The sequence below is a fragment of the Marinobacter alkalisoli genome (genome assembly GCF_045449795.1).
In the GTDB taxonomy this organism is placed as follows: domain Bacteria; phylum Pseudomonadota; class Gammaproteobacteria; order Pseudomonadales; family Oleiphilaceae; genus Marinobacter.
Window position 1 is genome coordinate 244,960 of the sequence record NZ_JBJJLB010000016.1, and the last position, 23,761, is coordinate 268,720.

Below are 23,761 nucleotides of genomic sequence, written 5' to 3' on the forward strand. Positions count from 1 at the left end.
GACTGCCATGCTCTTTCCTCCTTCGCCGCTTCCGTAAGTCTCGCCTGAATATCCGTCAAATAAGTCGACACGTCGAGTTGTCCAATTGGTGATCTGGATACCGTTCTTGAAAGTAACCGGGTGTTACGCTTCTTGTCAGTGTGTAACGGTGTATAACAAGAGGCAGAAAGCGTATGTTCGCCGCAGAGCAGGCTACTGGCCCCGCTTCGAGTCGGGGCCGGTTTAGACTCACCGTCATATTACTGGTCATTCTTGGCCATACCCTGTTGTTCCCCAGCCATGTGGCTGCCAATGAGCTGGATGCAGAGATCAGTCAGCTCAAGGCCGACGTCGCAAGCCTGGCGGTGGAGGTTTTCGCGCTTGAGGAAGGCATTCTCCATCCAGCCGATACCCGGGTGACAGTATTTCTGACACTTGCCCGCAAAGATGCCCTGACGCTGGATTCCGTAGAGCTTTACGTTGATGACACGCCGGTTGCGTCTCACCTCTATTCAGATCGGGAACTCAGCGCCCTTGAGCAGGGTGGTGTTCAGCAGCTGTATACCGGAAATCTTCCCCACGGTGACCATGTCCTCAAAACGGTGCTGACTGCCCGGGCCCCGGATGATCGTTACGTCAGACGGGAATCAACCCACCGTTTCCGCAAGCTGCCAGGGGAATATCGTATCCAGGTATCCCTGGATGCAAGGGCGCCGGATTACGAGCCGCAGGTTTCTTTCAGGGAGTGGAAGTAGGGGCATGGTTGTCAGTCTGGTATACCGTCGTTGGCGAGGTTGTGTGCGGTGGTTCGGGTTCACGGTGCTGCTTGCTGCAATGCTGCTGTCCTCCGTTGCGGCCAGCGAACGTGAGCAGCAATCGCTGGCAGCCGGCCTTGCCAGGTTCGCGTTGGCCTCGGGACAGCCGGAGCGCGCTCAGTTTTACGCGAGCAATCTCAGCGAAGATCCGGAGTCCTGGCTCAAGGCTCAGATGGCGTCAGGGCGGAGTGACGAGGTTCGTCAGCAGGCGATCTACGAGCAGGCGGAACTGGAACGTCGGGCAGGTCATCGGGACAGGGCGGGGCAGCTTCTGTCAGGCATGGAAGCCGGTTACTGGGCCGCCCTTGGTTACATGAATCTGGCGGCGGATTATAGCAAGCGGGATCTCAATCCGACCCGTGCACTGGTTGCCCTTCGCGTCGCTCTTGCGATGTCTGAGCAGGATACCGTGAGCGAGCGCAGCACCAATCTGAGAAGTCAGCTTCTGGTGCGGGCGGGCTACCTTTCTTACCTGGAGGAAGAGTACCAGAAGGCCATCGGGTTTCTTGAGCAGGTGCCCCTCAACAGCTACTACACCCCTCGCGCCTTGTATTTCCATGGCCTGGCGCTGGCTGCGCGGAACAACCATCGTGCAGCAATGCAGTCCTGGCACCGTGCGAAGAAGTACCCCCTGGCGTATCCCGGGGTAGAAGATGCCTGGCTGGGAATTGGGCAGGGTTATGACCTCTCCGGTTATCTGGGGCAGGCGGGTGAAGCGTATCTTGCCGCAAATGCATCCTTTGAAAGCGAGCGTGTGACCCTGCGTAAGCTGGCCTCCCGCATTCGTCAGGATGGCGCCTGGAAAGCATTGGTTCAGGATGCCCGGGATTCCGACGCACAATGGTTTCTGGCGGATAACCGCACCCTCACACAGCCGCGCATGGCTTACCTGCTGAGGTTCATGGAAAGCCCGGCGGCTCAGGATGCCGTTGCACGGGTGTCGGAGCTCACCGGGCTTGCAGCTTCGCTGGAAGCAAAAGTGAGCCACCTTCGCGTTTTCCGCGATTCTCTGACAACCCGTCTCGCGACATCCCCGGCAGCCGCCAGTGACCGGAAGGCCATGCTGATGGATAGGGTTGGCCAGTTACGCGCCCGGGTTCAAAAGCTGGAGGCCAGGATCAGTGATCCGCAGCAACTGAAATCTCTGACCACGACAGGGCATGTGCTGGGGGGTAGTGAATCTTCCCTGGTGGCACTGGATGAGAGGCTGGCACAACGGAATACGGTGCTTGAGCGCTTGCTGACACGCACTGAGGCCGCCATTTCCAGACTTGGTGCGCTGCAGTCGCGTGCCTCCGGTTTGCGGGTGCGGGCGGAAACCGTCCTTGATGAAAAGGCATTGGCGTTCGTCGCCCGGCAGGATGAAAGGATGGGCTATGGGCTGGATAAAACCGAACAGCAGATTGCTCATTTGTACGAGTATCTGGCGCTGGAATCGCTCGAAAAGGGTGGCCAGTGATGAGAGTGTGTGCAGGAATGAAGGTGCCAAGATGGTCGTTGATGGCGCTGTGGTTGGCGGCAGGCGGTGTGTCCGGAGTCAGTGCCCAGGAGTCATTCCGGGTGGAACTCGGCCGTGATGGTGAAACCATTGCCGACATGCGGCCGGTATTCCTGAAGTTCGAGTCCCGCCCGATGCCGGCCATATCACCCAGGGAAGTAGCCAGACGCTACCAGCGCCTGTTTGACTCGTCCGATAAACCGGAAGTCCGGATTGATGCCCTGAACCGCCTGGCAAACATTCAGCAGGTGTCTGGCCAGGTGGTTCAGACGGATAACGCGGAAGAGCAACGACTGTACCGGCAAGCCCTCGACAGTTACGAATCAATCATCGAAAGCGGGTCGTTCCAAGGAAAGCTGGACGAATTGCTGTACCAGATGGCCAAAGCCCATGCCTATGTGGGGCAGGGTGATGAATCCATTCAACGGCTGAAGCAGTTAACCGGGTTGTACCCGAAATCACCGCTGGTTCCCGAGGCCCGTTTCCGGATCGCGGAAGCTGCGTTTTCCCGGGCGGCATACGCCGAAGCCGAGGCGGAATATAACCGGCTGTTTTCGGGGGCCGGTGGCGACAGGCTCAAACTCAAAGCCCGCTATATGCAGGGCTGGAGCCAGTACAAACAGGGTGAGGCCGCATGGAGCCGGGCGGCCTCAACCTTTATGGCGGTGCTTGATCAGCAGTTGCCGGATGCCACCAGCATGATGGATTTGTCCGCGGGTAATACAGAACTCGTCGATGATACCTTGCGGGTACTGGCGTTGATGGCCGCTGAGACCAGGGGAATTGACGCCCTGACTGCCTGGTTGGCCGGCGGCGGACCCAGATCCTATGACTATCTGATTTTTGACCGGCTGGCGGACCATTACGCCAGCTTTGGCAGATTCGCAGACAGCGTTGCGGTCAACCAGGCCTTTGTCCAGTGGCAGCCGGATCACCCCGAGGCGCCGGCCTTTATGGCACAGATAATTGATGTCTGGTCCATGGCCGGTAGCCCCGACCGCGTTCGCGAAGCGCGGAAAGCCTACGTTGCCGCGTATGGAAATGATCAGCAGTACGGCAAGCTGTCGGAGTCCTATCAGGCGCTGTGGCAGACGCTGAGCCGCAGGCTGGCGGATTATTATTACCAGCAGGGTGAGAGTGCGTCTGGCAACAACTTTGCGAAGGCGGCGGCTTACTACGAAGGGCTCAGTAAGCGCGCGCCGGACACGGGTGACTTACTGAGGCTGGCAGGCGACGCCCGGCTACAGGCGGGGCAGTACCAGAATGCCCTTGATAACTACCTGCAGGCGGCCTATCACCTCGACTCGTACCCTGATGCAGATGACGCCGCCTGGGCAGCCGTCACCATTCACCGGAACGGACTCGACAGCCGGATAGCCTATGAGACCAGTCTCCAGCAATTGTCCCTGGCGGCGGAGCGACTGGCGGATCGTTTTCCGGGTGATGCCAGGCTTTCCGGTCTCAATGCTGATATTGCCAACCGTTGGCTGGAGCAGGAAGCTTACGGCGATGCACGCCGTTTTGCTGAGCGAGTCCAGGCCCAGACTTCCGCAACTCCGGAGGAGACGTACAGCGCCTGGCTGGTGCTTGGCGAAGTCCATACCAGAGCCGCTCGCCATGGGCAGGCAGAGCATGCCTGGCGCAACGCCGCAACGCTGATTGAAGAGCATCGCCTGACCGGGATTGATCCGGATGAGGTGGAAGCATTACAACGGCAGCTGGCCACTGCGGTCTACCGTCAGGGAGAGGCCGCATTGGAAGCGGGGGATACCGATTCCGCCGTGACGCATTTCCAGCGGGTGGGGAAGGTATTACCGGGTTCCGATATTGCTATCAAGGGACGCTACGATGCTGCCAACAGCCTGCTTCAGGCGGAACGATGGCCGGCTGCGATCAACGAGTTGACCCGGTTCCGTTCCGATTTCCCCGCACACGGCCTGACAGCCGCAATCAGCGATAAACTGGTACTGGCCTACTCGAGGTCTGGGCAGCCTGTCCGGGCCGCATCGGAACTGATGGATGCGGTCGCCCATGAGGTGGATGCCTGGCCCCGAAAGCTGCGGGCAGCGGAGTTCTTCCACGAGGGCGGCGCGGTGCATCGTCGCAACGATCTCTATCAGCAATACCTCGCCGGCCCCGGGCAGTCCGCCAACGCCAGCGAGCATATCCAGCGTCAGACTATGCGCCAGCGATTGCTGGAGTCGGATATATCACCCGGTCTGTATCGGGAACAACTGGTGAGCGCTGAGCTCGGCAGCCAGTGGCATTCAACTGACACCCTGCGATGGTCGGCTGATGCGGCCATGGCGCTGGGGCAATCAGCCGCCATGGAGTTTGAGGCCATAGCACTTGTCCACCCCCTGGAACAATCACTGGCACGCAAACAGGCTGCGCTTGAGCAGGCCCGGGACCGCTTCGCCGAGGCCAGCCGGCTGGATGGGGAAAGGCTGCAGTCCGAAGCCATGTTCCGCCACGCCGAACTCTATCGGACCCTCGCGGCTGACCTGATGACGTCTGACATCCCGGAAACGCTGAATGAACTTGAGCAGGCGCAATACCAGATGCTGCTTGAGGAAGAAGCCTACCCGTTTGAAGAGAAAGCCATCGACCTTCATGCCCGCAATCATGAGCGGCTGGCGGATGGGGAGTACAGCGAATGGATAGCGAAGAGCCTGGAAGCCCTGGCAACGCTTTTTCCCGGACGATACGCACGGGAGGTGCGCTGGATGACGCAAGAGGAGCCTGATGATGCCTGACATCCGCTCTCTGGTAGCAATGATTGTCCTGCTGTTGACGGCTGGTTGTGCCAGCCAGCCGGGTAACGAGCCATCTCTGGAAAGCTCTGAAGCAAAGACCCTCACCAGGCAAGACATCGTGGCGATGAACAACCAGGCACTGACATTACGGGAGCAAGGGCAGTTCCGGGAAGCCGCCAGGCTGCTTAGCTCCGGTATCGAATTAGCCCCGGAAACTCCCGAGTTGCATTACAACCTTGCGGTCATCTCCGAACTCTATCTGTTTGAGCTCGACACTGCACTGGATCACTACCGCCGCTATCGGGCGTTGACCGATAGCGAGGACAAGCTGGTGGCGGGATGGATCGCGGATCTGGAACGGAGGCTTCAATAGATGGTTCGTCGAATGCCCGGTGCCCTGATGAGGGGTTTGATCGTAATGGTTGTGACCAGCGGATACGCCCTGGCGGAGGAGCCCGGTGAGCGTTCTGACGAGGCCTTGAGCGTCGAGGGAATAACCGATTACTCCCGGGATGATGATCCCGGCGTGTTGTACATCCTGCCCTGGCAACCGCCCACCCTGCCGCGCAGGCCCCGGGCAGAGCTGGACGATCACGCTCCCGATTTACTTGAACCCCAGGATCCTTTGGCGCTTGAGCGTCATCGGATATTTCGTGAAACCCTGAATCCGTCACCGGATTCATACCTGTCTGCGCAGTAACTGCAGGAGTCTGAACATGCTGGAAACCGTGATTCGTTTTTTTCAGGAAGGTGGTCCCTTCATGTACCCCATCGCCGTGGTATTGGTGATCGGCCTTGCCATAACCCTGGAGCGTTATATTTATCTGGGTTCGGTGCGCCGCCGTAACCGGCGGGCCTTCGAGCGGGGCATTTTACCGCTGCTGCAAAAACGGGACTATCAGCGCGCGATGAAAGCGGCGAGCAGTTCCGACAGCGCCATTGCCTCCATTATGGGCGCGGGAATCGGGCGGCTGCTGAACAACAACCGCCGGGAAGAGATCGAATACGCCATGGAAGAGGGGTTAATGGAGGTGTTGCCGCGACTTGAAAAACGCACCCAGTACCTGGCAACCCTGGCCAATATTGCCACCCTGATGGGGCTGCTTGGCACCATTATTGGTCTGATTTCCGCGTTTACCGCCGTGGCGGCAGCGGATCCGGCCCAGAAGGCCACGCTGTTGTCTGAAAGCATCTCCGTGGCGATGAACACCACTGCGTTCGGTCTGATGTCTGCGATACCCCTGTTGATGTTTCACGCGCTGTTGCAAACCCGCACAAACGAGATCGTCGACAGCTTTGAGATGGCCGGGGTGAAGTTACTGAACATCATTTCAGATTCGGGCGCCAGCCAATCTGCCGCCTGAGCCGGGATTTAACAGTATGAGACGCAGACATCGCCGGGCCCTGAACAGCCCGGAGCTGGATATTACCGCCTTTCTGAACCTGATGATTGTTCTGGTGCCGGTACTGTTACTGGGAATGGTGTTCAGCCAGATCCGGACCATTGAGCTGCAGTTTCCGGGCATGGAGCCGGGGCAGGCGCCCTCCGCCGAACAGTTGCGGCTGGTAGTGACACTGATTCCCGAAGGAATGGAAATTTCCGACAGCGAGCGTGGCGTTATCCGCACCCTGCCGTTACAGGAAAGCGAACAGGACTTCGCTGGCCTGCTCGATACCCTCAAGCGCATCAAGGCGCGGGTGCCGGACAAGACGGATGTGGTGCTTGAGGTCGGGCCGGATATTGACTACCAGACCCTGGTGACCGCCATGGATACCGTGCGCTCCTATCCGACCGTTGTTGCTGCCAGTCGTGTGGAGGCAGAACTGTTTCCGGATGTCGCACTGGCGGATGCCCCGGCGGATCGCGAACTCAATGCCGTAGCGCAGGCGCCGGAAGGGAATTCAGGGGAGGGGGCATGAAAACATCTCGCCGGGCCCGTCGCATGCAGCGGCATTATCGACGCATGCACCGCACCGGGGGCCTGAACCTGGTGTCGCTGATGGATATTTTCACCATCCTGGTGTTCTTCCTGATGGTCAACTCCTCCGATGTGAAGGTCATGCAGAACAACTCGGATGTTCCGCTGCCTCTGTCCTCTGCGCAGCAGAAAGCAGAAGAGACCCTGACTGTTCAGGTCAGTGACCGGTCCGTTCTGGTACAGGGCCGGGAAGTGGCTCATCTGGACGCCATTGAGACGGGAGAGGCCGTCGTGACGGGCCTGTCGGAGGAGCTGGCGTGGCACCGTGAGCGCCGGGGTGAGGTGCCGGAGCAGGGGTTCGAGGTGACCATCATGGCCGGGCGCGACACCGACTACCGGCTGTTACGGAAGATTATGCAGACCTGCGTTGATCAGCAGTACCGCCGGGTGAGGCTTGCGGTCGAATCCGATGGGGAGGTCCGCAATGGCTGAGCCTGGCCGCAATCGGATGGAGCTGCCCTGGACGCCGGAAAACGGGGAAACCGGTCGTTTCGGTTTGATTCTGTTATTTATGCTCGTGCTGTGCCTGCCGCCTGCGATCCTGATCCCGCTGACGGAGGTGCCCGAACCGGACCGGAATGAGGTTGCGGATGTTCCGCCCCGGCTGGCACGGCTGATTGAGCAACAAGACCCGCCGGAGCCGGTCCGCGTGCCCGAGCCGGTCAAGGATCCGCCGACCGAACCTGAACAGGAAGCAAAAGTGGACGAGGAGCCAGCGCCGGACCGTCAGAAAGAGGTGCATCAGCCGGTAGCTCCGGCGACGGTCGAGGAAACCGGATCGCAATCCGTCGAGCAGGCGAGGGCAAGGGCTTCACGCTCGGGATTGCTGGCCATGAAGGATCAGTTGGCGGCATTGCGCGCCCCTGAGTCTGATGCGGAACCTGCTCTGGTTGCCAATGTATCCGACAGTTCCCGTGACATACAGAGTGACCATCCCGGAACTGGCGAGACTCTGAGTGGCAGTGGTGGCGTTGCGGCCGATCGCGGTCCGACCAAACAGGTACAGGTTGAGGAGCATCAGGTCCGTGAAGTGGCGGTCGCCCCTGAGCAGGCGCCGAAGCCGGTGGCAAAGCCGGACCAGGGCCCGGATGAGCGGGGAATGAGTAATATCCGCCAGGTGTTTGATGCCCAGAAAACCGCGCTGTACTCGCTGTACCGCCGTGAGCTGAGGCAGGATCCCACTCTGGAGGGCAAGGTGTTGCTGGAGCTGGTGATTGAGCCGGACGGTTCGGTTTCCCGGTGTGAGGTGGTCAGCTCCGAGCTGGATCACCCGGAACTTGAACGTCGTATCGCGACCCGGGTTCAGTTGTTCAACTTCGGGGCCGACGACGTGGCGGCCCGCAAAGTGAAGTTCCCGATCGATTTCCTGCCGGGCTGATCAGTGCTCGATGATGATCTTCGGCAGGCGGGGCTTCTTCAGTGATACTTTCTTGGTCGGGGCAATGACCTTTGCCTCGCCACTGACCACTTTTTCGTCTTTCTGGTTGCGAACGTCGCATTCGAGCACGACCCGGTTTTTCGCTTCCTTCTTCAGCACCGTCAGTTTTACCGTGAGGGTATCGTTCAGCTTGACGGGGCGCTTGAAGGACAGACTCTGGTCCAGGTAAATCGTTCCGGGGCCCGGCATCACCGTGGCGAGCGCAGCGGAAATCAGTGAACCGCTCCACATGCCGTGGGCGATGCGTTCCTTGAACATGGATTCGGCGGCGAACTCGGAGTCGAGGTGTACCGGGTTCACGTCACCGGAAACAGCCGCGAACAATATCAGCTCATCTTCCGTCAGGGTGCGGCTAAAGGTGGCGGAGTCGCCCTCATACAGTTCATCGTAGGTGATATTGTCAAGGGTGTCCGGCGTTTCGCTCATCAGTTGCTCCACGATTTTGCAGATTAAAAGTCCAGAACAGGTGTGCTCTGAAAACTACCTCATTGTTCTCAAAACTGCTATTCTCTCCCCCTCATTTTTCGGCTGATACTTTTGTCGGGTTGATTTTCTGATCACAACGACACTGGTAAATCATTATAAACACAAGCGCCAAACAGGAGATGGTGATGGATTTCGAGCAGTTCTATCAGGACAAATACCCCGCTGGTGTACCCGGTGAGGTTGACCTGAACAAATACAAAAGCATGGTTGATGTATTTGAGCAGGCCGTGAAGAAATACGCCGATCGGCCCGCATTCAGTGCTGTTGGCGCCACCCTGACTTACCGTGATCTCGACACCCAGAGCCGTAACTTTGCTGCCTGGCTGCAGAACAAGACCGATCTCAAGCCCGGCGATCGCATCGCCGTGCAGATGCCCAACGTCAGTCAGTACCCGGTAGTGGTATTTGGCGCCATGCGCGCCGGACTGATTGTGGTGAACACCAACCCGCTGTACACCACTCGGGAGATGGAGCACCAGTTCAACGATTCCGGCGCCAAGGCTCTGGTGGTTCTTGCCAACATGGCGGAAAACGCCGAGAAGGTGCTGCCGCAGACCGGCATTGAGCATGTCATTGTGACTGAAATTGCCGACATGCATTCACCGATCAAGCGTACGCTGATGAATGCCGTGGTCAAACACGTCAAGAAGATGGTGCCGCCGTTTAACCTGCCTCAGGCCCATAAGCTGCCTGCGGTGCTGAGTGCCGGCGCCCGGGAAAAGTTTACCCCGGTTGAATGCAAGCAGGACGACATTGCCGTGTTGCAGTACACCGGCGGTACCACCGGTGTGGCCAAGGGCGCCATGCTGACTCACGGCAACCTGGTGGCCAACCTGCTGCAGACCCGCCCGATGATGGAAGACATCGTGGTGGAAGGTCAGGAAGTGGTGATCGCGCCGCTGCCGCTGTACCACATCTACTCCTTTACCCTGAACTGCGGGATCATGCTGGAAGCCGGCGCCCATAACGTGCTGATTCCGAACCCCCGCGACATTCCTGGCTTCGTGAAGGAGCTGAAGAACCACAAGTTCACCGCGTTCCTGGGTCTGAATACCCTGTTCGTGGCGCTGTGCAATAACGACGAGTTCAAGGCCCTGGACTTCAGCGGGCTGAAGCTGACCTCTTCCGGTGGTATGGCGCTGACCAGCGACACCGCCAAGATGTGGCAGCGCGTCACCGGTTGTGAAATCAGCGAAGGCTATGGCATGACCGAGACATCACCGGTCGTGACCTTCAACCCGCACAGCGCTATTCAGCTGGGTACGATTGGTCTTCCGATTCCGTCCACGAAGATCAAGACCATTGACGACGAAGGAAACGAGACCCCGCTGGGCGAACCTGGCGAGCTTTGCGTCAAGGGCCCACAGGTTATGCGCGGCTACTGGCAGCGTCCGGAAGATACCCAGAAATCCTTCACCGAGGATGGTTATCTCAAGACCGGTGACATTGCGCTGATCCAGGAAGACGGTTATATCCGGATCGTGGACCGCAAGAAGGACATGATCATCGTATCCGGCTTCAACGTCTTCCCGAACGAGATTGAGGACGTGGTCAGCAGCCATCCGAAGGTGGTTGAGTGCGCCGCCGTGGGTATTCCGGATGCCAAGAGTGGCGAAGCCGTCAAGGTATACCTGGTGGCGACCGCCGAAGGTGTTTCCGAGAATGAACTGAAAGAGTTCTGCCGTGAGCGCCTGACCGCCTACAAGGTACCCAAGAACTTTGAGTTCCGGGACGAGTTGCCCAAGACCAACGTAGGCAAGATCCTGCGTCGCGAACTGCGTGACGAAGCGAACGCCTGATAAAGGCCGAGAGTAAAACCCGGCTAAAGCCTGCGCTTGCAGGCTTTACGGTCCAGAAAACCCCGCTTAGGCGGGGTTTTTTCGTTTAACAGGCAGGCAGTTCCCGTTAGACTGGCGCCAATTTCCTTTTGATCCATCTCGACACTGGTGAATCCTGTTCATGTCCCGGACCCCGTCGCAATCAGTATCTGCCACACCGGATAAGGCTTCCACGCCGGACAGCAAGGCTGTAGTCAAAGCCATCATGGAGCAACTGGACGCCTGCAATCAGCAGGAGGCCGCCCGCATCCACAAGCTATTGGCGCGAAAAAAGGGGAAGCCGGGGCAGAAAGACCTGGAGAAAATGGCGGGCTGGCTTGATCGTGGGCTGGCGCGGGTGCAACAACGCCAGGCGTTGCACAAGCCCGCGACCTTTCCGCCGGATCTGCCGGTGTCCGATCGGGTGGATGACATCCGTGAGGCGATTGAAAAACACCAGGTGGTGATCATTGCCGGTGAAACCGGCTCAGGCAAGACCACCCAGATACCCAAAATTTGTCTGAACAGCGGCCGGGGCATCCGTGGGCTGATCGGCCACACCCAGCCGCGGCGACTTGCGGCGCGCAGCGTGGCCGGGCGCATTGCCGAGGAACTGGGAGAGCAGACCGGTCAGCAGGTGGGTTATCAGGTTCGTTTTACTGATAACACCTCCGAGCAATCCCGGGTCAAGGTGATGACCGATGGCATCCTGCTGGCGGAAGTCCAGCATGACCGGTTCCTTGATCGCTACGACACCCTGATTATCGATGAGGCCCATGAGCGCAGTCTCAACATCGATTTCCTGTTGGGTTACCTGCGCCAATTGCTGCCCAAACGGCCCGACCTGAAAGTGATCATCACCTCGGCAACCATCGAAGTGGAGCGCTTCAGCCATTTCTTTGGTGATGCGCCTGTCATCGAGGTCAGCGGCCGTACCTATCCTGTGGATGTTCGATACCGCCCCCTGACCGGTGATGAGGATGACCGCGACCAGAGCTGGACGGACGGGGTGATCAGCGCTATCGACGAAATCGAGCAGCACGAACGGCAGGAGAAGAAACCTCCGGGCGATGTCCTGGTGTTCCTGCCGGGCGAGCGGGAAATCCGCAACCTGAGCAAGGTGCTGCGCCATGTGGATCTGAGGCACACCGAGGTGCTGCCGCTGTACTCCCGTTTGAGTAATCAGGAGCAGAACCGCGTCTTCCAGGGGCACCGGGGCCGGCGCATTGTGTTGTCCACCAATGTGGCAGAAACCTCGCTGACGGTGCCCGGGATTCGTTACGTCATCGACACCGGCGTGGCGCGTATCAGCCGCTACAGTGTGCGCTCCAAGATTCAGCGCCTGCCGGTTGAGCCCGTGTCCCAGGCCAGTGCCAACCAGCGGGCAGGGCGCTGCGGCCGGGTGGCGCCGGGCATTTGCTTCCGTTTGTACGACGAGACGGATTTTATCAATCGCCCGGAATACACCGATCCGGAGATTCTTCGCACCAACCTGGCCTCTGTCATTCTGCAAATGGCGACGTCCGGCCTCGGGGAAATTCGTCATTTCCCGTTTCTGGAGGCGCCGGACCGCCGGTTGATCAATGACGGCTATAAGCTGTTGGAAGAATTGGGCGCCGTCGATGACAAGCGTCAGGTGACCCGCCTTGGTCGCACCATGTCACGGTTGCCGCTGGACCCCCGGCTGGCGCGGATGCTGGTAACCGCCGCGGAGCTTGGCAGCCTGGCGGAAACACTGGTGATCATCGCCGGCCTGAGCATTCAGGATCCCCGCGAGCGCCCTCAGGAAAAACAGCAGGCTGCAGACCAGGCCCACGCGCCGTTTAACGACAAGGAGTCAGACTTTGCCAGCCTGCTCAACCTGTGGAATTTCTATGAGGAACAGCGCCAGGAATTGTCCCAGAATCAGCTCAAGAAGGTTTGCCAGAAGACCTTCCTGTCCTGGATGCGGATGCGTGAGTGGCGGGATATCCACCGTCAGCTCACCCTGATCTGCCGCGAACAGAAGCTGGCTTTCAATACTGAGCCCGCATCTTATGATTCCCTGCACAAAGCCATCCTGGCAGGCCTGTTGGGGCAGGTCGCGGTCAAGGTGGAAAAGCGCGAGTACCTGGCCACGCGCAACCGAAAGGTGACCCTGTTCCCCGGCTCCAAGGTGTCCAAAAGCGCCCCCAAATGGATCGTGGCGGCGGAAATCGTCGAAACCAGCCGTGTCTTCGCCCGCATGGTGGCCGCCATACAGCCGGAATGGATCGAGCCGCTGGCAGGGCATGTGGTGAAGCACCATTATTTTGAGCCCCACTGGGAGCAAAAGCGCGCACAGGTCATGGGCTATGAAAAAGTCACCCTGTATGGGCTGGATGTGGTACCGCGCCGGCGCATCCCATACAGCAAGGTAGACCCGAAGGAATGTCGGGAACTGTTTATCCGGCGTGCACTGGTGGAAGGTGATTACCGCTCCCGGGCTCCGTTTATCGAGCGTAACCGGGCGTTGCTGGATACGGTCGAGAATCTGGAGAAGAAAACCCGGCGTCGTGATCTGTTGGTGGATGACGAAGCCCTGGTGGCGTTCTACGACCAGCGTCTGCCGGAGGACATAGTCAGCGGTCGCCACTTCGAGACCTGGTGGAAAGGCCTCAGTGCAGACGAACTGAAAAACATGGAGCTCACCGAGCAGGATATCCTGCAGCGTCCGGTGGACGAACAAGCGGACTCGCTGTACCCGGATTATCTCGAGTGGGAAGGTGTGCAGTATCCCCTGAGTTACGAATTCGAGCCCACGAGTGAGCGGGATGGTGTCACCTTGCAGGTGCCGCTGATGGCGCTGAAGCAGATTCCGTCACGCAGGCTTGAGTGGCTGGTGCCAGGACTGCTACGGGAAAAATGCATCGCCCTCGTCAAAGGACTTCCCAAGTCGCTGCGTCGGAACTTTGTGCCGGTACCGGATTTTGTGGACGCCGCCCTGGAGAATATGCAGCCGTCCAATCAACCCCTGGCAATCCAGTTGGGAGAACAGTTGCGGCGAATGACCGGGGTACGGATCGATCCAGAGGCCTGGCCGGAAGACGAACTGCCCCGACACCTGCGGATGAACGTCCGGGTGATGGGGGATGGCGACAAGTTGATGGCCGAAGGGCGGGAAACCTCGGTGCTGCAGGACCAGCTTGAAGGCAAGGCCGAAGCGGCCCTGGCCTCCGCTGCCCAGACACCTGACGACTCCCAGTCGGAGCAGGAGTATGTCGATTGGGATTTCGGGTCGCTCCCGAAGTCAGTCCAGACCGAAAAAGGCGGTATGCAGGTGACGGTCTACCCGGCGCTGGAAGACCTTGGTAAAGCCGTGAAACAGGCCCGCTACCTGGACCCGCTGACCGCGGAGGATGCCACCCGCAAGGCGGTCGCCCGGCTGATGCTTAACCGGTTCGGCAACACCCTGGATGATCTGGAACGAAAACTTCCGTACTTCAAAGGTTCGGCGTTGATGTTTGCACCGGTGGGGCAGGCCAGAGTGTTACTGGATGATTTGCTGGTGGCGACTGCCATGGAGCACTTTCTGTCGGACGGTTTGCCCCGTGACCGGCAACAGTTCGAAGCCATTTTCGACGGCGGCCGGGGGGATTTCATCCCGGCCCTGGAGCAGGCGGATGAACACCTCCATCAGGCGATGAAAGGCTATCATGCCGTGGCTAAACAGCTGAAAGGCAAGATCAGCCTGGCGCAGGCAAACAGCATGGCGGACCTGAAATTTCAGCTTCAGAACCTGGTCTATCCCGGCTTTCTGGTCGCCACCCCGACCCAGTGGCTGGAACAGTTTGGCCGCTACTTCGAAGCGGCGTCTGTCCGCTTCGAGAAAATGCCGCGGGAAATGGGGCGTGAGCGGGAGTTTCTTCACACGATCGAGCCGCTCTGGTCGCGTTACGCCAGTAAACAGGCGGAGCAGCAGCGCCAGGGTGTACGGGATCCGGAACTGGTGCTGTATCGGTGGATGCTGGAAGAGTTCCGGGTGTCTTTCTTTGCCCAGCAGTTGGGCACAGTCATGCCGGTGTCTGTTAAAAGGCTGGACCGCCAGTGGGAGAAGACCCGGGTCTGAGACCTTCGTCGGCGCGAGCAAATTATCAGGACTGTGTTACTATTTGGTGCATAAGCGGAACGTTCTTTCATTTGTTTTCACTACCATGACGTGGGGTTAGCGTGATTAAAGCCGTCATCAGCGGAACCGGTCTGTATACACCGCCTGCAACCATCGACAACGACGAACTGGTGGAGGCATTCAACGCCTTCGTTGAAATCCATAATGGCCAGCATGCCGACGAGATCGCCCGTGGCGAACTGGAAGCTCTGCAGCCTTCTTCCTCGAGCTTCATAGAAAAGGCATCCGGTATTAAACGTCGTCATGTGATCGACAAGACCGGCATTCTTGATCCGGAGCGTATGGCGCCGCACATCCCCGAGCGTGGGAATGATGAGCCCTCCGTGCAGTGTGATATGTCGGTGGCAGCCTGCAAGGAAGCCTTGGAACAGGCCGGAAAGACGGCGGCAGACGTGGATGCGGTGATCGTTGCCTGTTCCAACATGCAGCGCCCATACCCGGCGATCTCTGTCGAAGTTCAGGCCGCCCTGGGTATTGAAGGTTTTGCCTATGACATGAACGTGGCGTGCAGTTCGGCAACGTTTGGTCTGCAGGCGGCGGTCAATTCCGTGGAAAACGGCAGTGCCCGCGCTGTGCTGGTGGTCAGCCCGGAAATCTGTTCCGGCCACCTGAATTTCCGTGACCGCGACAGCCACTTCATTTTTGGCGACGCCTGTACCGCGATATTGGTGGAGCGAGAGGAAGATACAGCTTCAGGGCAGGGGTTCGAGGTTCTGGGCACCAGCCTCAAGACCAAGTTCTCCAACAACATCCGCAATAACTTTGGTTTCCTGAATCGGGGCGATGAGACTGGCATTGGTAAGCCGGACAAGTTGTTCGTGCAGCAGGGTCGGAAGGTCTTCAAGGAAGTGTCCCCGCTGGTTGCGGAAACGATCCTGAACCAGCTCAAGGGGTTGTCACTGGCGGCAGATGACCTGCGTCGCATGTGGCTTCACCAGGCCAACCTGAACATGAACCAGTTGATTGCCCGCAAGGTGCTGGGTCGCGATGCCGATATCGATGAGGCGCCGGTGATTCTTGATGAATACGCCAATACCAGTTCCGCCGGCTCCATCATTGCTTTCCACAAACACAAGGATGATTTGGAATCCGGTGACCTGGGCGTGATCTGCTCCTTCGGGGCTGGTTACTCCATCGGCAGCGTAGTGGTACGCCGCCGATAGCCCCTGCTGATATCTATTCGGCTGCCAGGGCCCTGAGTGTGTCCGGCAGCCGGGTGGATGAGCGGGCTGCCCGGTCAAACCAGACAATCTTGGCATAACCCTCTGCATACAATTCACCCGTGTCGGCATCCGTCAGGGTATGGTAAGTATCCAGACTGGTATTGCCGGCTTTGTCGGCGTATGTTTTCACCACAACGGTGGCCGGGTGGTTCAGCTCTTTCAGAAAGGTGGCGCTGGTCTTTATAATGATCGGCCCGTCGGCTGCCTCGGGTCCGCCTAATTCAAGGGATCTCAGCCATACGATCCGGGCTTCCTCGAAGAAGCGGAAATAAACCGTATTGTTGGCGTGGCCGTATGCGTCCATATCTCCCCAGCGAAGGGGGACGGACAAAGTGTTGACTAGATTTCCCGGTACTGACATCGGGTTCCTCCGAACCTGAGAGCGAATAAAAAGAAAAACAGAGCCGGTATTTTCGACGAACTGAAACGGATTTAACAACCTCAGGCTCAAAAATGACAGATTATTTTTCCCGGTGCCGGGCACTTGCCATAGTGCTGGCCGCTCTCATCGGATTCGTGGGGGGCGCTGCGCAGGTGGCCGCCCAAAACGTGCAGGAACCCGCCCCCGAGATGTCCGGGCCGGTTAATGAAAGTGATCCCTATGAAAACTGGAATCGCAAGGTCTATACCTTCAATGAGACCATCGATAACTGGTTCTTGAGGCCGGTAGCCCAGACGTACCGTACGGTGATGCCAGGGTTCGCCGACCGGGCTGTGACCAATGTTTTCAATAACCTCTCCGAAGTCCGTAATTTCGCAAACAGTCTGTTCCAGCTCAAGGGCGAGGCCGCTGTTGTGGCGGCTGGTCGGTTCACCTACAACACCGTATTCGGGTTGGGAGGGCTGATTGACGTCGCTACGGCTTTTGAGCTTCCGGAACGTCCGGAGGATTTTGGTCAGACCCTGGGTTATTGGGGGGTTGAGTCCGGTCCATACCTGATGCTGCCACTCCTGGGGCCATCCAACCCCCGGGATTTTGTCGGGCTGAGCACTGATTTTTGGGTTATTCCGTCCGCCTGGGACGCCGTGGAGGAGCCGGAAGTTTACTTCGCCAGGGCCCTGCAGATTGTCGATAAACGAGCCGATCTCATCCCCGCAGAAGGCTTTATGTCCGGAGACGGCTATACTTTTGTCAGGAGCGCGTATCTGCAACGCAGGGAATACCTGATCAACGATGGCAAAACCACGTCTGATCCGTTTGCAGAAGACAATGATGATCTGATGCTGGAAAATTTTTGATCGCAATGACCGATGATCGCATTCGCAAGTTTCGAAAGATGCTGGCGGAGGCGCCCAATTATGAAGTTTGGAAAGCCGCTGCCCTGGAACTCGATTTCCTCGAGGGAAATGTGGAGTGGAAAGAAGACTTTGTTTCTGACCTCTATCACTATGAGCTGATCTACGATCGGCTCAGTAACCTTCGCCAGTATCGACAACAGAACGATTTCGAACGTCTGAAGCGAGCGTTGCGGGAAGGTCTTCACCATGACCTCGGCAACATGGGTAACGCTGCGCTTTACAGCCGCTCCCGCGTGGGTACCAAACACCTGGTGGAGGAATACATCACCCAGGTCTGTGAAGCGCTGGATTTCCTCTGTGATCACCCGGTGCCCGGGTTCCCAGTGGCGGAGAAGCTGCAGTTCTTCCGGGATACCCTGACCAGCTACGGCCGCCCGACGCTGTTGCTGAGCGGCGGCGCGACGTTGGGTATGTTCCATTTTGGCGTGATCAAGGCGTTGTGGGAGAAGGGGCTGCTGCCTCAGGTAATTGCGGGGTCCAGTATTGGAGCGATTATTGCCGGAATCCTGGGGGTTCATACCGATGCGGAAATCCCGGAAATGCTGGTGCCGGAGAATCACAATCTGAAAGCCTGGAAATGGCGCGGGCTGATCAGTGCGATGCAGGGTGACGGGCTGATGGACCAGGATCAGCTCAAGGCCTGCCTGCGTGCAAACATCGGCGAGTCTACGTTCGAGGAGGCGTTCCAGCGGACGGGGCGTTCGATCAACTTCAGCGTATCGCCGGTACAGGCCCATCAGAAGGCCCGCTTGTTGTGTGGGTATACCTCACCGTACCTTCTGGTGTGGAGTGCCGCGCTGGCCAGTGCCGCTGTACCGGGAATTTACCCGCCGGTAACCCTGATGAAGAAAGACATCCATGGCAACTCGCTGCCGTACATGTCCCGGTTAAAATTCGTGGATGGCTCGGTGGTCAGTGACCTGCCGATTGAACGTCTGATGCATCTTTACGACGTGAACTTCACCATCGTCAGCCAGACCAACCCCCACGTGGTGCCTTTCCTGAATCGCCGCGGCCGGGACGAAAAGCTCAGTCTGGCGAATCTGCCGATGCATTTACTCAAGTCCGAGATTCAGTTTCATGGTCAGGGCCTGTTTGATTATCTCCGCAAGCGGGTTCGTCCCGAGATCATGCGGCAGGTATCCGGCCAGCTCTATACCATCATGGCTCAGCGTTACTCCGGTGATGTGACTATTGCACCATCCTACCGCTTGCGGGATTACCGGCGCATGCTGGCGAACCCGGAGCCGGAATACGTGCGGGAGATGATTCTGGCGGGTGAGCGGGCAACCTGGCCGAAAATCTCGATGATCCGTTCCCACGCGAGAATTTCCAAAACCCTTGAGCGATGCATCCGGCGGCTGAAACATCAGCAAAAACGGGTAAACGCGGGGCTCAAACTGGTAAGCAATGCAGATTCCGGTGCCTCCTGAGATGACATCTCCCGGAGGCGGGCGGTATGATACCGCGATGGCCGGGAAGCCTGTTGGGGAAATCCTCCCCAATGACTTCTGCAAGCTCCGCCTGAGCACCTGACTGGACTCTCATGTATTACGATTTCTTCGGTTTTCGGGAACCCCCGTTTTCGATTGCTCCGGACCCCCGCTACCTGTATCTGAGCGAGCGTCACAAAGAAGCGCTGGCCCACCTCATGTACGGGATTCAGGGGCAGGGTGGCTTTATTGTGATTACCGGTGAGGTAGGAACCGGGAAAACCACGGTAAGCCGCTGCTTTATCGAAAACGTACCGGACAACGTCGACATTGCCCTGATTCTCAATCCACGGCTTTCCGCGAGGGAGCTGTTGTCGTCCATCTGCGATGAACTGGAAATTCCCCACCCGGTGGGATCCAGCATCAAGAAACTGGTGGACCTGATCAACGCGGATCTGCTCAAAGCTCACGCAGCAGGCCGGCACAAAGTGTTGATGATTGATGAGGCGCAGAACCTGTCTGCCGATGTACTGGAGCAGTTGCGCCTTCTTACCAACCTGGAAACCGCTGAAAAAAAGCTGCTGCAGATTGTGTTGCTTGGTCAGCCTGAGCTCCAGGAGTTACTGGCGCGGCCCGAGCTGCGCCAGCTCAACCAGCGGGTGACCGCACGCTACCACCTGGATGCCCTTGGGCGTGACGAACTGCCCGGTTATCTGAGGTATCGTCTTGGCGTGGCAGGTCTGCGGGCTGACATTTTCAGCCCGGGGGCGATCAAGAAGCTGTTCAAAGCCAGTGACGGTATTCCCCGGCTGATCAATCTGATCAGTGATCGTGCTCTGTTGGGCGCTTATGCCGAAGGCGAGCACGTGATCACAGCCGCCCATATCCGCACGGCGGCAAAAGAAGTGAATGGCGGCCATTCTCCCACAGCACGCCCGATGACGGCGGATACCAACAAGCCCCGGTATCTCGCCCTGGCCGCGTCCATTCTTGTTGCGATTGTTGGCACCGCCTGGCTTTTCGAACGTTGGCAGGTGGATGCCGATGATTCTACGGAGCAGGCACCTGTAGAAGCGGATGTCGATACCAGTGATCCCGTCGGCGGAAGGGTTGAGCGCATTGAGCAGGAAACCCCGCCAGCGCCTGTCCAACCGGAGCGTTCGTCAGAAACGGAGTCCGAGACTGAACCGGCACTGGATTTCGGGTTCGAGTCTCACTCACAGTCCCGGGCTGGAGCTTTCCGTGATCTGTTTGAACTTTGGGGAAAAGAGTATAAGCCCGCGGACAACCCCGACCCCTGCATCTACGCACGTATCCGGGGTCTGGACTGTCTGGCTCGGCAGGGCGCGCGCAGAAGTCTTGAAGATCTGAACCGGCCGGCCATCCTTGAACTTCGTAACGATGAGGGCCAGCGCCGGTATGTGACGATCCGGCACCTTGAAGGCGACCAGGTTACTCTGGCCATGGCCGGGAATTCCAGGGTGGTGGCCTTTGACTCCATTGAGCCCTACTGGTTTGGTGACTTTACGGTGTTATGGCAACTACCGCCTTACATGGATGATAGTGAGGACAACACCGACAGTGATACCGAGCAACTCTGGCTCAGCTCCCGAATGATGGAGCTGGCAGACCTGCACGCCGACGGGCGCCAGGAAAGCGACCAGGTCAAGCGCATGGTAACCCGCGAGCAGGTACGCTGGTACCAGCGGCAGAAGGGGCTGACGGTTGATGGTATCGCAGGCGCCATGACGGTTATCCAGATAAACAATGACCTGAACGAATCCGGACCAAGATTGTCGCCAACGGATCTGGCACGGAGGGATGACTGATGTCCTATATACTGGATGCTCTCCGGAAATCCGAAACCGAGCGTCGCCAGGGAAAGATTCCGGACCTGGGCCAGCAGGTCCAGTTGATCCACAAGCCCCGCAAAAAAACGGTACCAGCCGCCGTCTGGGTGGCTGTCGCGTTGATTATTAATGCTATCGTGCTGGCGGTGATTTTCTGGCCCGGTGGCGCGCCCGCCACCGATGAGAGCGCTGGGAAGAGTGCGAGTGAGAGTGTGGGAGAGCGCGCCGGTGTGTCAGACTCCGCGCCGGAAGCAGCAGCCAGGGAGCCGGTGGCCCCGGTTCAGCCACAACAGGACGGGAACCAGACGTCGTCTCCGGAATCGGATACGGCCAGGACAGAACCGGCCGGTGAGGCCGTAGAGGAGCCAATGGACGCTCTCGCCGAAAGCGGTGAGGCGGAGCCCCGCCTTCGTCCAACGGTGATCGTACCCAACCGGACGGAGGCAAACAGCGTTCCGGCGCTGCCTGAACAGGAACCGATGGGGCGTGTGCCCCACCTGGTCGAACTCCCTTTGCCATTTCAGAAGAGTATTCCCGATTTGATTTTCAACAGCCATATCTACTCGTCCGATCCTTCCGCGCGGCGGGTAATGATCAACAACCAGTACATGAGGACCGGTGACAGCTTTTCCGGCATTCGCGTCGACCGCATTACCGAGGAGGGCGTGGTGCTGAGCAAGAATGGCCGCCAGTTCCGGGTGGGAGTGGTCCGCGACTGGGTGAGCCCGCGCTGATGGCCCTGACCGACGAAACCAAACAGCAGATTCAGCAGACCTACCGGGATGTCCTGGCGGGAAAGGATATTCGGGCCCGGTATGGCCAGCGGCTGATGATCGCGGAAATTGCCCGCTATATGGGCGATATCACCGATAACGACGGCCAGCGTACGTCGCCGCCGTCGGCCTGCGTTGTGGAGGCGGGCACCGGTACTGGCAAGACCCTGGCGTACCTGATTGCGGCTATTCCTGTCGCCAAAGCCCTGGGCAAGACGCTGGTGATTTCCACGGCCACCGTGGCGCTGCAGGACCAGATCGTCCACAAGGACCTGCCGGATCTCAGGAAGCACAGCAAGCAGGATTTCAGCTGGACCCTGGCCAAGGGGCGCGGGCGCTATCTCTGCATGTCCCGGCTTGAGGCCCGCCTCCATGACGAGGGTAACGGCGACAGCGATACCATGCCGCTGTTCCTGCTGGATGGACCCGGCAACGAGGAGCCGGGAACCCGCGCCTTTTTCGAGGATATGCTGGCCAGCTATGGCTCCCGGACCTGGGACGGCGACCGTGACCACTGGCCCGATCAGATTCCCGATGACATCTGGCGACAGGTCACCACTGATCACCGGCAGTGTACCAACCGCCACTGCAGTTATTTTGACAGCTGTGCGTTCTTTGACGCCCGTAAAGATCTAGACGACGCCGACATTGTGGTGGCCAACCACGACCTTGTCCTGGCGGATCTGGCCCTTGGCGGAGGAGCGATTCTGCCGGAGCCGGAAAACGCGCTGTTCATTTTCGACGAGGCCCATCACCTCCCGGACAAGGCGCTGAACCATTTCGCCGCGTCCGTACCGCTGAACGCGACGCGGCAGTGGCTGAAACAACTGTCCCAGGCTATGGGGAAAATGCAGCCGTTCCTGGCGCCATCGACCCTGGCCGCAAAAACCATTGATCGGGTCAGTGAGGCGTCGCGGGGGGTTGATATGGCTCTGACCGACGTCTACAACGAGGCGGAGCAGAATACCGGCTGGGAATTCAGTGAAGAACGTCGTTCAGCACAGTGGCGATACCCGGACGGAGAGCTACCGGAAGCCCTGGCGGCGCTGGCTGCCGATGCCAGAATTGCGACCGCCAACCTGGTGCGACAGCTGGGCGTTCTGGTGGATGAGCTCCAGAAAGCGTTTGATGAGCGCAAGGAACACGATGTGGACCGGGAAACGGCGGAATCCTGGTACCCGGTCATTGGTTCGTTTCATGCCAGATCTGAGGATCAGCTAAGGCTGTGGGCAGCCTGGTGTGAGACCTCCGGGGCCAGGCCTGCTGACGCCGATGAGGCCGACGGGGAAGAGATTCAGGTAAAACCGAAGGCAAAAAGCCCGCCCGCGGCTCGCTGGGCCATTCGCCAGCGCTGGGACCATGCCGAGGACATTACCCTGTACAGCAGTCCGGTGCTGGCCGACAACCTGCTGTATTCCAGGCTCTGGTCCCGTGCTTATGGCGCTGTGCTGACCAGCGCCACATTGACGGCGCTTGGGCGTTTTGACCGTTTGCAGGCGCGGGCGGGGTTGCCGGAAGCCAGCCGCTTCCTGGTGGTTCCCAGTTCCTTCCGCTACGCCGAAATGGCCACGGTAGAGGTACCTGCCATGACGGCGATGCCAACCGATGACGCCTTTACCGATGCCCTGGTGTCACGCCTGCCGGATCTTTGGGTGGGCGAAAAGGCCACGCTCGTACTGTTCACCGCCCGCCGCCAGATGCAGCTCGTTCGCGACGCCCTGGCGCCGGAGTATCCGGACCTGATCATTACCCAGGACGATATGGCAAAGGGCGAAGTATTACGCCAGCATTGCAGCCGTGTGGACGAAGGGCGCCCCAGCGTGCTGTTCGGGGTGGCCAGTTTTGCTGAAGGCATCGATTTACCCGGAAAATACCTCGGCCACGTGATCATCACCCGCCTGCCATTTTCCGTACCGGACGATCCGATCGAGGCGAGTCTGGCGGAATGGGTGTCCCAGCGGGGCGGAAACCCGTTTATGGAAATAACCGTTCCGGATGCTTCCATCAAACTGGTCCAGGCTGTCGGGCGGTTGCTGAGGACCGAGCAGGATACCGGTCGGGTCACCATTCTTGACCGGCGGATTGTCTCTCGCCGCTATGGACAGCTACTACTGGATGCCTTGCCGCCTTTTCGCCGTATTATCGAACAGTGAGCGATAAAAAAAGAGCCATCCCGGTTGGGAATGGCTCTTGTCAAAAGGGGTTCTGAATCGAACCCGGGCGTCGAAAACAACGCGGAACAAGGAATCTGAAGGCCTGAAGTTTCAG

At 58.8% G+C, this 23,761-nt stretch carries 19 protein-coding genes; 17 read left to right on the top strand and 2 right to left on the bottom strand.

Going from position 1 to position 23,761, the window contains the following annotated elements; genetic code table 11:
• Window positions 1-173 precede the first annotated feature (173 nt).
• The 9 genes from ACJO3M_RS05695 to ACJO3M_RS05735 are packed head-to-tail and all read left to right on the top strand — an operon-like array spanning window position 174 to window position 8,405.
• The gene (locus tag ACJO3M_RS05695) at window positions 174-734 is read left to right on the top strand and encodes an AraC family transcriptional regulator (protein WP_407000406.1); all 561 of its coding nucleotides are present in this window, start codon (window positions 174-176) and stop codon (window positions 732-734) included.
• A gap of 4 nt (window positions 735-738) precedes the next feature.
• Complete coding sequence (locus tag ACJO3M_RS05700; protein WP_407000407.1) at window positions 739-2,253, top strand: tetratricopeptide repeat protein; 1,515 nt, start codon at window positions 739-741, stop codon at window positions 2,251-2,253.
• A gap of 17 nt (window positions 2,254-2,270) precedes the next feature.
• Complete coding sequence (locus tag ACJO3M_RS05705) at window positions 2,271-5,048, top strand: tetratricopeptide repeat protein (protein WP_407000408.1); 2,778 nt, start codon at window positions 2,271-2,273, stop codon at window positions 5,046-5,048.
• On the top strand, window positions 5,041-5,421 hold the full coding sequence (locus tag ACJO3M_RS05710; RefSeq protein ID WP_407000409.1) for a hypothetical protein: 381 nt from the start codon (window positions 5,041-5,043) through the stop codon (window positions 5,419-5,421). The genes ACJO3M_RS05705 and ACJO3M_RS05710 overlap by 8 nt, the downstream gene beginning before the upstream one ends.
• A 27-nt stretch (window positions 5,422-5,448) precedes the next feature.
• Window positions 5,449-5,748, top strand: coding sequence for a hypothetical protein (locus ACJO3M_RS05715; protein WP_407000410.1), 300 nt, complete (start codon window positions 5,449-5,451; stop codon window positions 5,746-5,748).
• 16 nt (window positions 5,749-5,764) lie between these two features.
• A complete protein-coding gene (locus tag ACJO3M_RS05720; RefSeq protein ID WP_407000411.1) occupies window positions 5,765-6,412 on the top strand; it encodes a MotA/TolQ/ExbB proton channel family protein in 648 nt (215 codons plus the stop codon).
• Window positions 6,413-6,428: 16 nt separating this feature from the next.
• Window positions 6,429-6,968 carry a biopolymer transporter ExbD gene (locus ACJO3M_RS05725; protein ID WP_407000413.1) on the top strand — a complete coding sequence of 180 codons (540 nt, stop codon included), beginning with the start codon at window positions 6,429-6,431 and terminating at the stop codon, window positions 6,966-6,968.
• Entirely contained in the window at window positions 6,965-7,459 is a 495-nt protein-coding gene (locus tag ACJO3M_RS05730) for an ExbD/TolR family protein (protein WP_407000414.1), read from the top strand. Before ACJO3M_RS05725 ends, ACJO3M_RS05730 begins: the two co-directional genes overlap by 4 nt.
• Window positions 7,452-8,405, top strand: coding sequence for an AgmX/PglI C-terminal domain-containing protein (locus ACJO3M_RS05735; protein ID WP_407000415.1), 954 nt, complete (start codon window positions 7,452-7,454; stop codon window positions 8,403-8,405). Before ACJO3M_RS05730 ends, ACJO3M_RS05735 begins: the two co-directional genes overlap by 8 nt.
• On the opposite strand, the gene ACJO3M_RS05740 is transcribed toward ACJO3M_RS05735, so the two are convergent.
• On the bottom strand, window positions 8,406-8,891 hold the full coding sequence (locus ACJO3M_RS05740) for a MaoC/PaaZ C-terminal domain-containing protein (protein WP_407000416.1): 486 nt from the start codon (window positions 8,889-8,891) through the stop codon (window positions 8,406-8,408).
• A gap of 185 nt (window positions 8,892-9,076) precedes the next feature.
• Between ACJO3M_RS05740 and ACJO3M_RS05745 the strand changes: the two genes are divergently transcribed.
• The 3 genes from ACJO3M_RS05745 (at window position 9,077) to ACJO3M_RS05755 (ending at window position 16,078) form a co-directional block, all read left to right on the top strand.
• The gene (locus tag ACJO3M_RS05745; protein ID WP_407000417.1) at window positions 9,077-10,750 is read left to right on the top strand and encodes an AMP-binding protein; all 1,674 of its coding nucleotides are present in this window, start codon (window positions 9,077-9,079) and stop codon (window positions 10,748-10,750) included.
• A 160-nt stretch (window positions 10,751-10,910) separates the two neighbouring features.
• Complete coding sequence (hrpA, locus tag ACJO3M_RS05750; protein WP_407000419.1) at window positions 10,911-14,855, top strand: ATP-dependent RNA helicase HrpA; 3,945 nt, start codon at window positions 10,911-10,913, stop codon at window positions 14,853-14,855.
• Window positions 14,856-14,956: 101 nt separating this feature from the next.
• Window positions 14,957-16,078, top strand: a complete 1,122-nt coding sequence (locus ACJO3M_RS05755) for a beta-ketoacyl-ACP synthase III (protein ID WP_407000420.1) — start codon at window positions 14,957-14,959, stop codon at window positions 16,076-16,078.
• Window positions 16,079-16,091: 13 nt separating this feature from the next.
• Here the strand turns inward: ACJO3M_RS05755 and ACJO3M_RS05760 are convergent, their stop codons facing one another.
• Entirely contained in the window at window positions 16,092-16,499 is a 408-nt protein-coding gene (locus tag ACJO3M_RS05760; RefSeq protein WP_407000421.1) for an acyl-CoA thioesterase, read from the bottom strand.
• Window positions 16,500-16,591: 92 nt separating this feature from the next.
• On the opposite strand from ACJO3M_RS05760, the gene ACJO3M_RS05765 reads away from it, so the two are divergent.
• The 5 genes from ACJO3M_RS05765 to dinG all read left to right on the top strand — a co-directional run bounded on the left by ACJO3M_RS05765 (window position 16,592) and on the right by dinG (window position 23,646).
• The gene (locus ACJO3M_RS05765; protein WP_407000422.1) at window positions 16,592-17,377 is read left to right on the top strand and encodes an MlaA family lipoprotein; all 786 of its coding nucleotides are present in this window, start codon (window positions 16,592-16,594) and stop codon (window positions 17,375-17,377) included.
• A 5-nt stretch (window positions 17,378-17,382) separates the two neighbouring features.
• The gene (locus tag ACJO3M_RS05770; RefSeq protein ID WP_407000913.1) at window positions 17,383-18,870 is read left to right on the top strand and encodes a DUF3336 domain-containing protein; all 1,488 of its coding nucleotides are present in this window, start codon (window positions 17,383-17,385) and stop codon (window positions 18,868-18,870) included.
• A 113-nt stretch (window positions 18,871-18,983) separates the two neighbouring features.
• Window positions 18,984-20,699, top strand: coding sequence for an AAA family ATPase (locus ACJO3M_RS05775; RefSeq protein ID WP_407000423.1), 1,716 nt, complete (start codon window positions 18,984-18,986; stop codon window positions 20,697-20,699).
• Window positions 20,699-21,454, top strand: a complete 756-nt coding sequence (locus ACJO3M_RS05780; protein WP_407000424.1) for a general secretion pathway protein GspB — start codon at window positions 20,699-20,701, stop codon at window positions 21,452-21,454. Before ACJO3M_RS05775 ends, ACJO3M_RS05780 begins: the two co-directional genes overlap by 1 nt.
• Window positions 21,454-23,646: an ATP-dependent DNA helicase DinG gene (gene dinG / locus ACJO3M_RS05785; RefSeq protein WP_407000425.1), complete on the top strand. Its 2,193-nt coding sequence runs from the start codon at window positions 21,454-21,456 to the stop codon at window positions 23,644-23,646. Before ACJO3M_RS05780 ends, dinG begins: the two co-directional genes overlap by 1 nt.
• Window positions 23,647-23,761: the final 115 nt, after the last annotated feature.

What these genes read in the sequence shown, in the direction of transcription:
- ACJO3M_RS05695 (WP_407000406.1), top strand. Translation starts at nt 174, where the DNA reads ATGTTCGCCGCAGAGCAGGCTACTGGCCCCGCTTCGAGTCGGGGCCGG.
- ACJO3M_RS05700 (WP_407000407.1), top strand. Translation starts at nt 739, where the DNA reads ATGGTTGTCAGTCTGGTATACCGTCGTTGGCGAGGTTGTGTGCGGTGG.
- ACJO3M_RS05705 (WP_407000408.1), top strand. Translation starts at nt 2,271, where the DNA reads ATGAAGGTGCCAAGATGGTCGTTGATGGCGCTGTGGTTGGCGGCAGGC.
- ACJO3M_RS05710 (WP_407000409.1), top strand. Translation starts at nt 5,041, where the DNA reads ATGCCTGACATCCGCTCTCTGGTAGCAATGATTGTCCTGCTGTTGACG.
- ACJO3M_RS05715 (WP_407000410.1), top strand. Translation starts at nt 5,449, where the DNA reads ATGAGGGGTTTGATCGTAATGGTTGTGACCAGCGGATACGCCCTGGCG.
- ACJO3M_RS05720 (WP_407000411.1), top strand. Translation starts at nt 5,765, where the DNA reads ATGCTGGAAACCGTGATTCGTTTTTTTCAGGAAGGTGGTCCCTTCATG.
- ACJO3M_RS05725 (WP_407000413.1), top strand. Translation starts at nt 6,429, where the DNA reads ATGAGACGCAGACATCGCCGGGCCCTGAACAGCCCGGAGCTGGATATT.
- ACJO3M_RS05730 (WP_407000414.1), top strand. Translation starts at nt 6,965, where the DNA reads ATGAAAACATCTCGCCGGGCCCGTCGCATGCAGCGGCATTATCGACGC.
- ACJO3M_RS05735 (WP_407000415.1), top strand. Translation starts at nt 7,452, where the DNA reads ATGGCTGAGCCTGGCCGCAATCGGATGGAGCTGCCCTGGACGCCGGAA.
- ACJO3M_RS05740 (WP_407000416.1), bottom strand. Translation starts at nt 8,891, where the DNA reads ATGAGCGAAACGCCGGACACCCTTGACAATATCACCTACGATGAACTG.
- ACJO3M_RS05745 (WP_407000417.1), top strand. Translation starts at nt 9,077, where the DNA reads ATGGATTTCGAGCAGTTCTATCAGGACAAATACCCCGCTGGTGTACCC.
- hrpA (WP_407000419.1), top strand. Translation starts at nt 10,911, where the DNA reads ATGTCCCGGACCCCGTCGCAATCAGTATCTGCCACACCGGATAAGGCT.
- ACJO3M_RS05760 (WP_407000421.1), bottom strand. Translation starts at nt 16,499, where the DNA reads ATGTCAGTACCGGGAAATCTAGTCAACACTTTGTCCGTCCCCCTTCGC.
- ACJO3M_RS05765 (WP_407000422.1), top strand. Translation starts at nt 16,592, where the DNA reads ATGACAGATTATTTTTCCCGGTGCCGGGCACTTGCCATAGTGCTGGCC.
- ACJO3M_RS05770 (WP_407000913.1), top strand. Translation starts at nt 17,383, where the DNA reads ATGACCGATGATCGCATTCGCAAGTTTCGAAAGATGCTGGCGGAGGCG.
- ACJO3M_RS05775 (WP_407000423.1), top strand. Translation starts at nt 18,984, where the DNA reads ATGTATTACGATTTCTTCGGTTTTCGGGAACCCCCGTTTTCGATTGCT.
- ACJO3M_RS05780 (WP_407000424.1), top strand. Translation starts at nt 20,699, where the DNA reads ATGTCCTATATACTGGATGCTCTCCGGAAATCCGAAACCGAGCGTCGC.
- dinG (WP_407000425.1), top strand. Translation starts at nt 21,454, where the DNA reads ATGGCCCTGACCGACGAAACCAAACAGCAGATTCAGCAGACCTACCGG.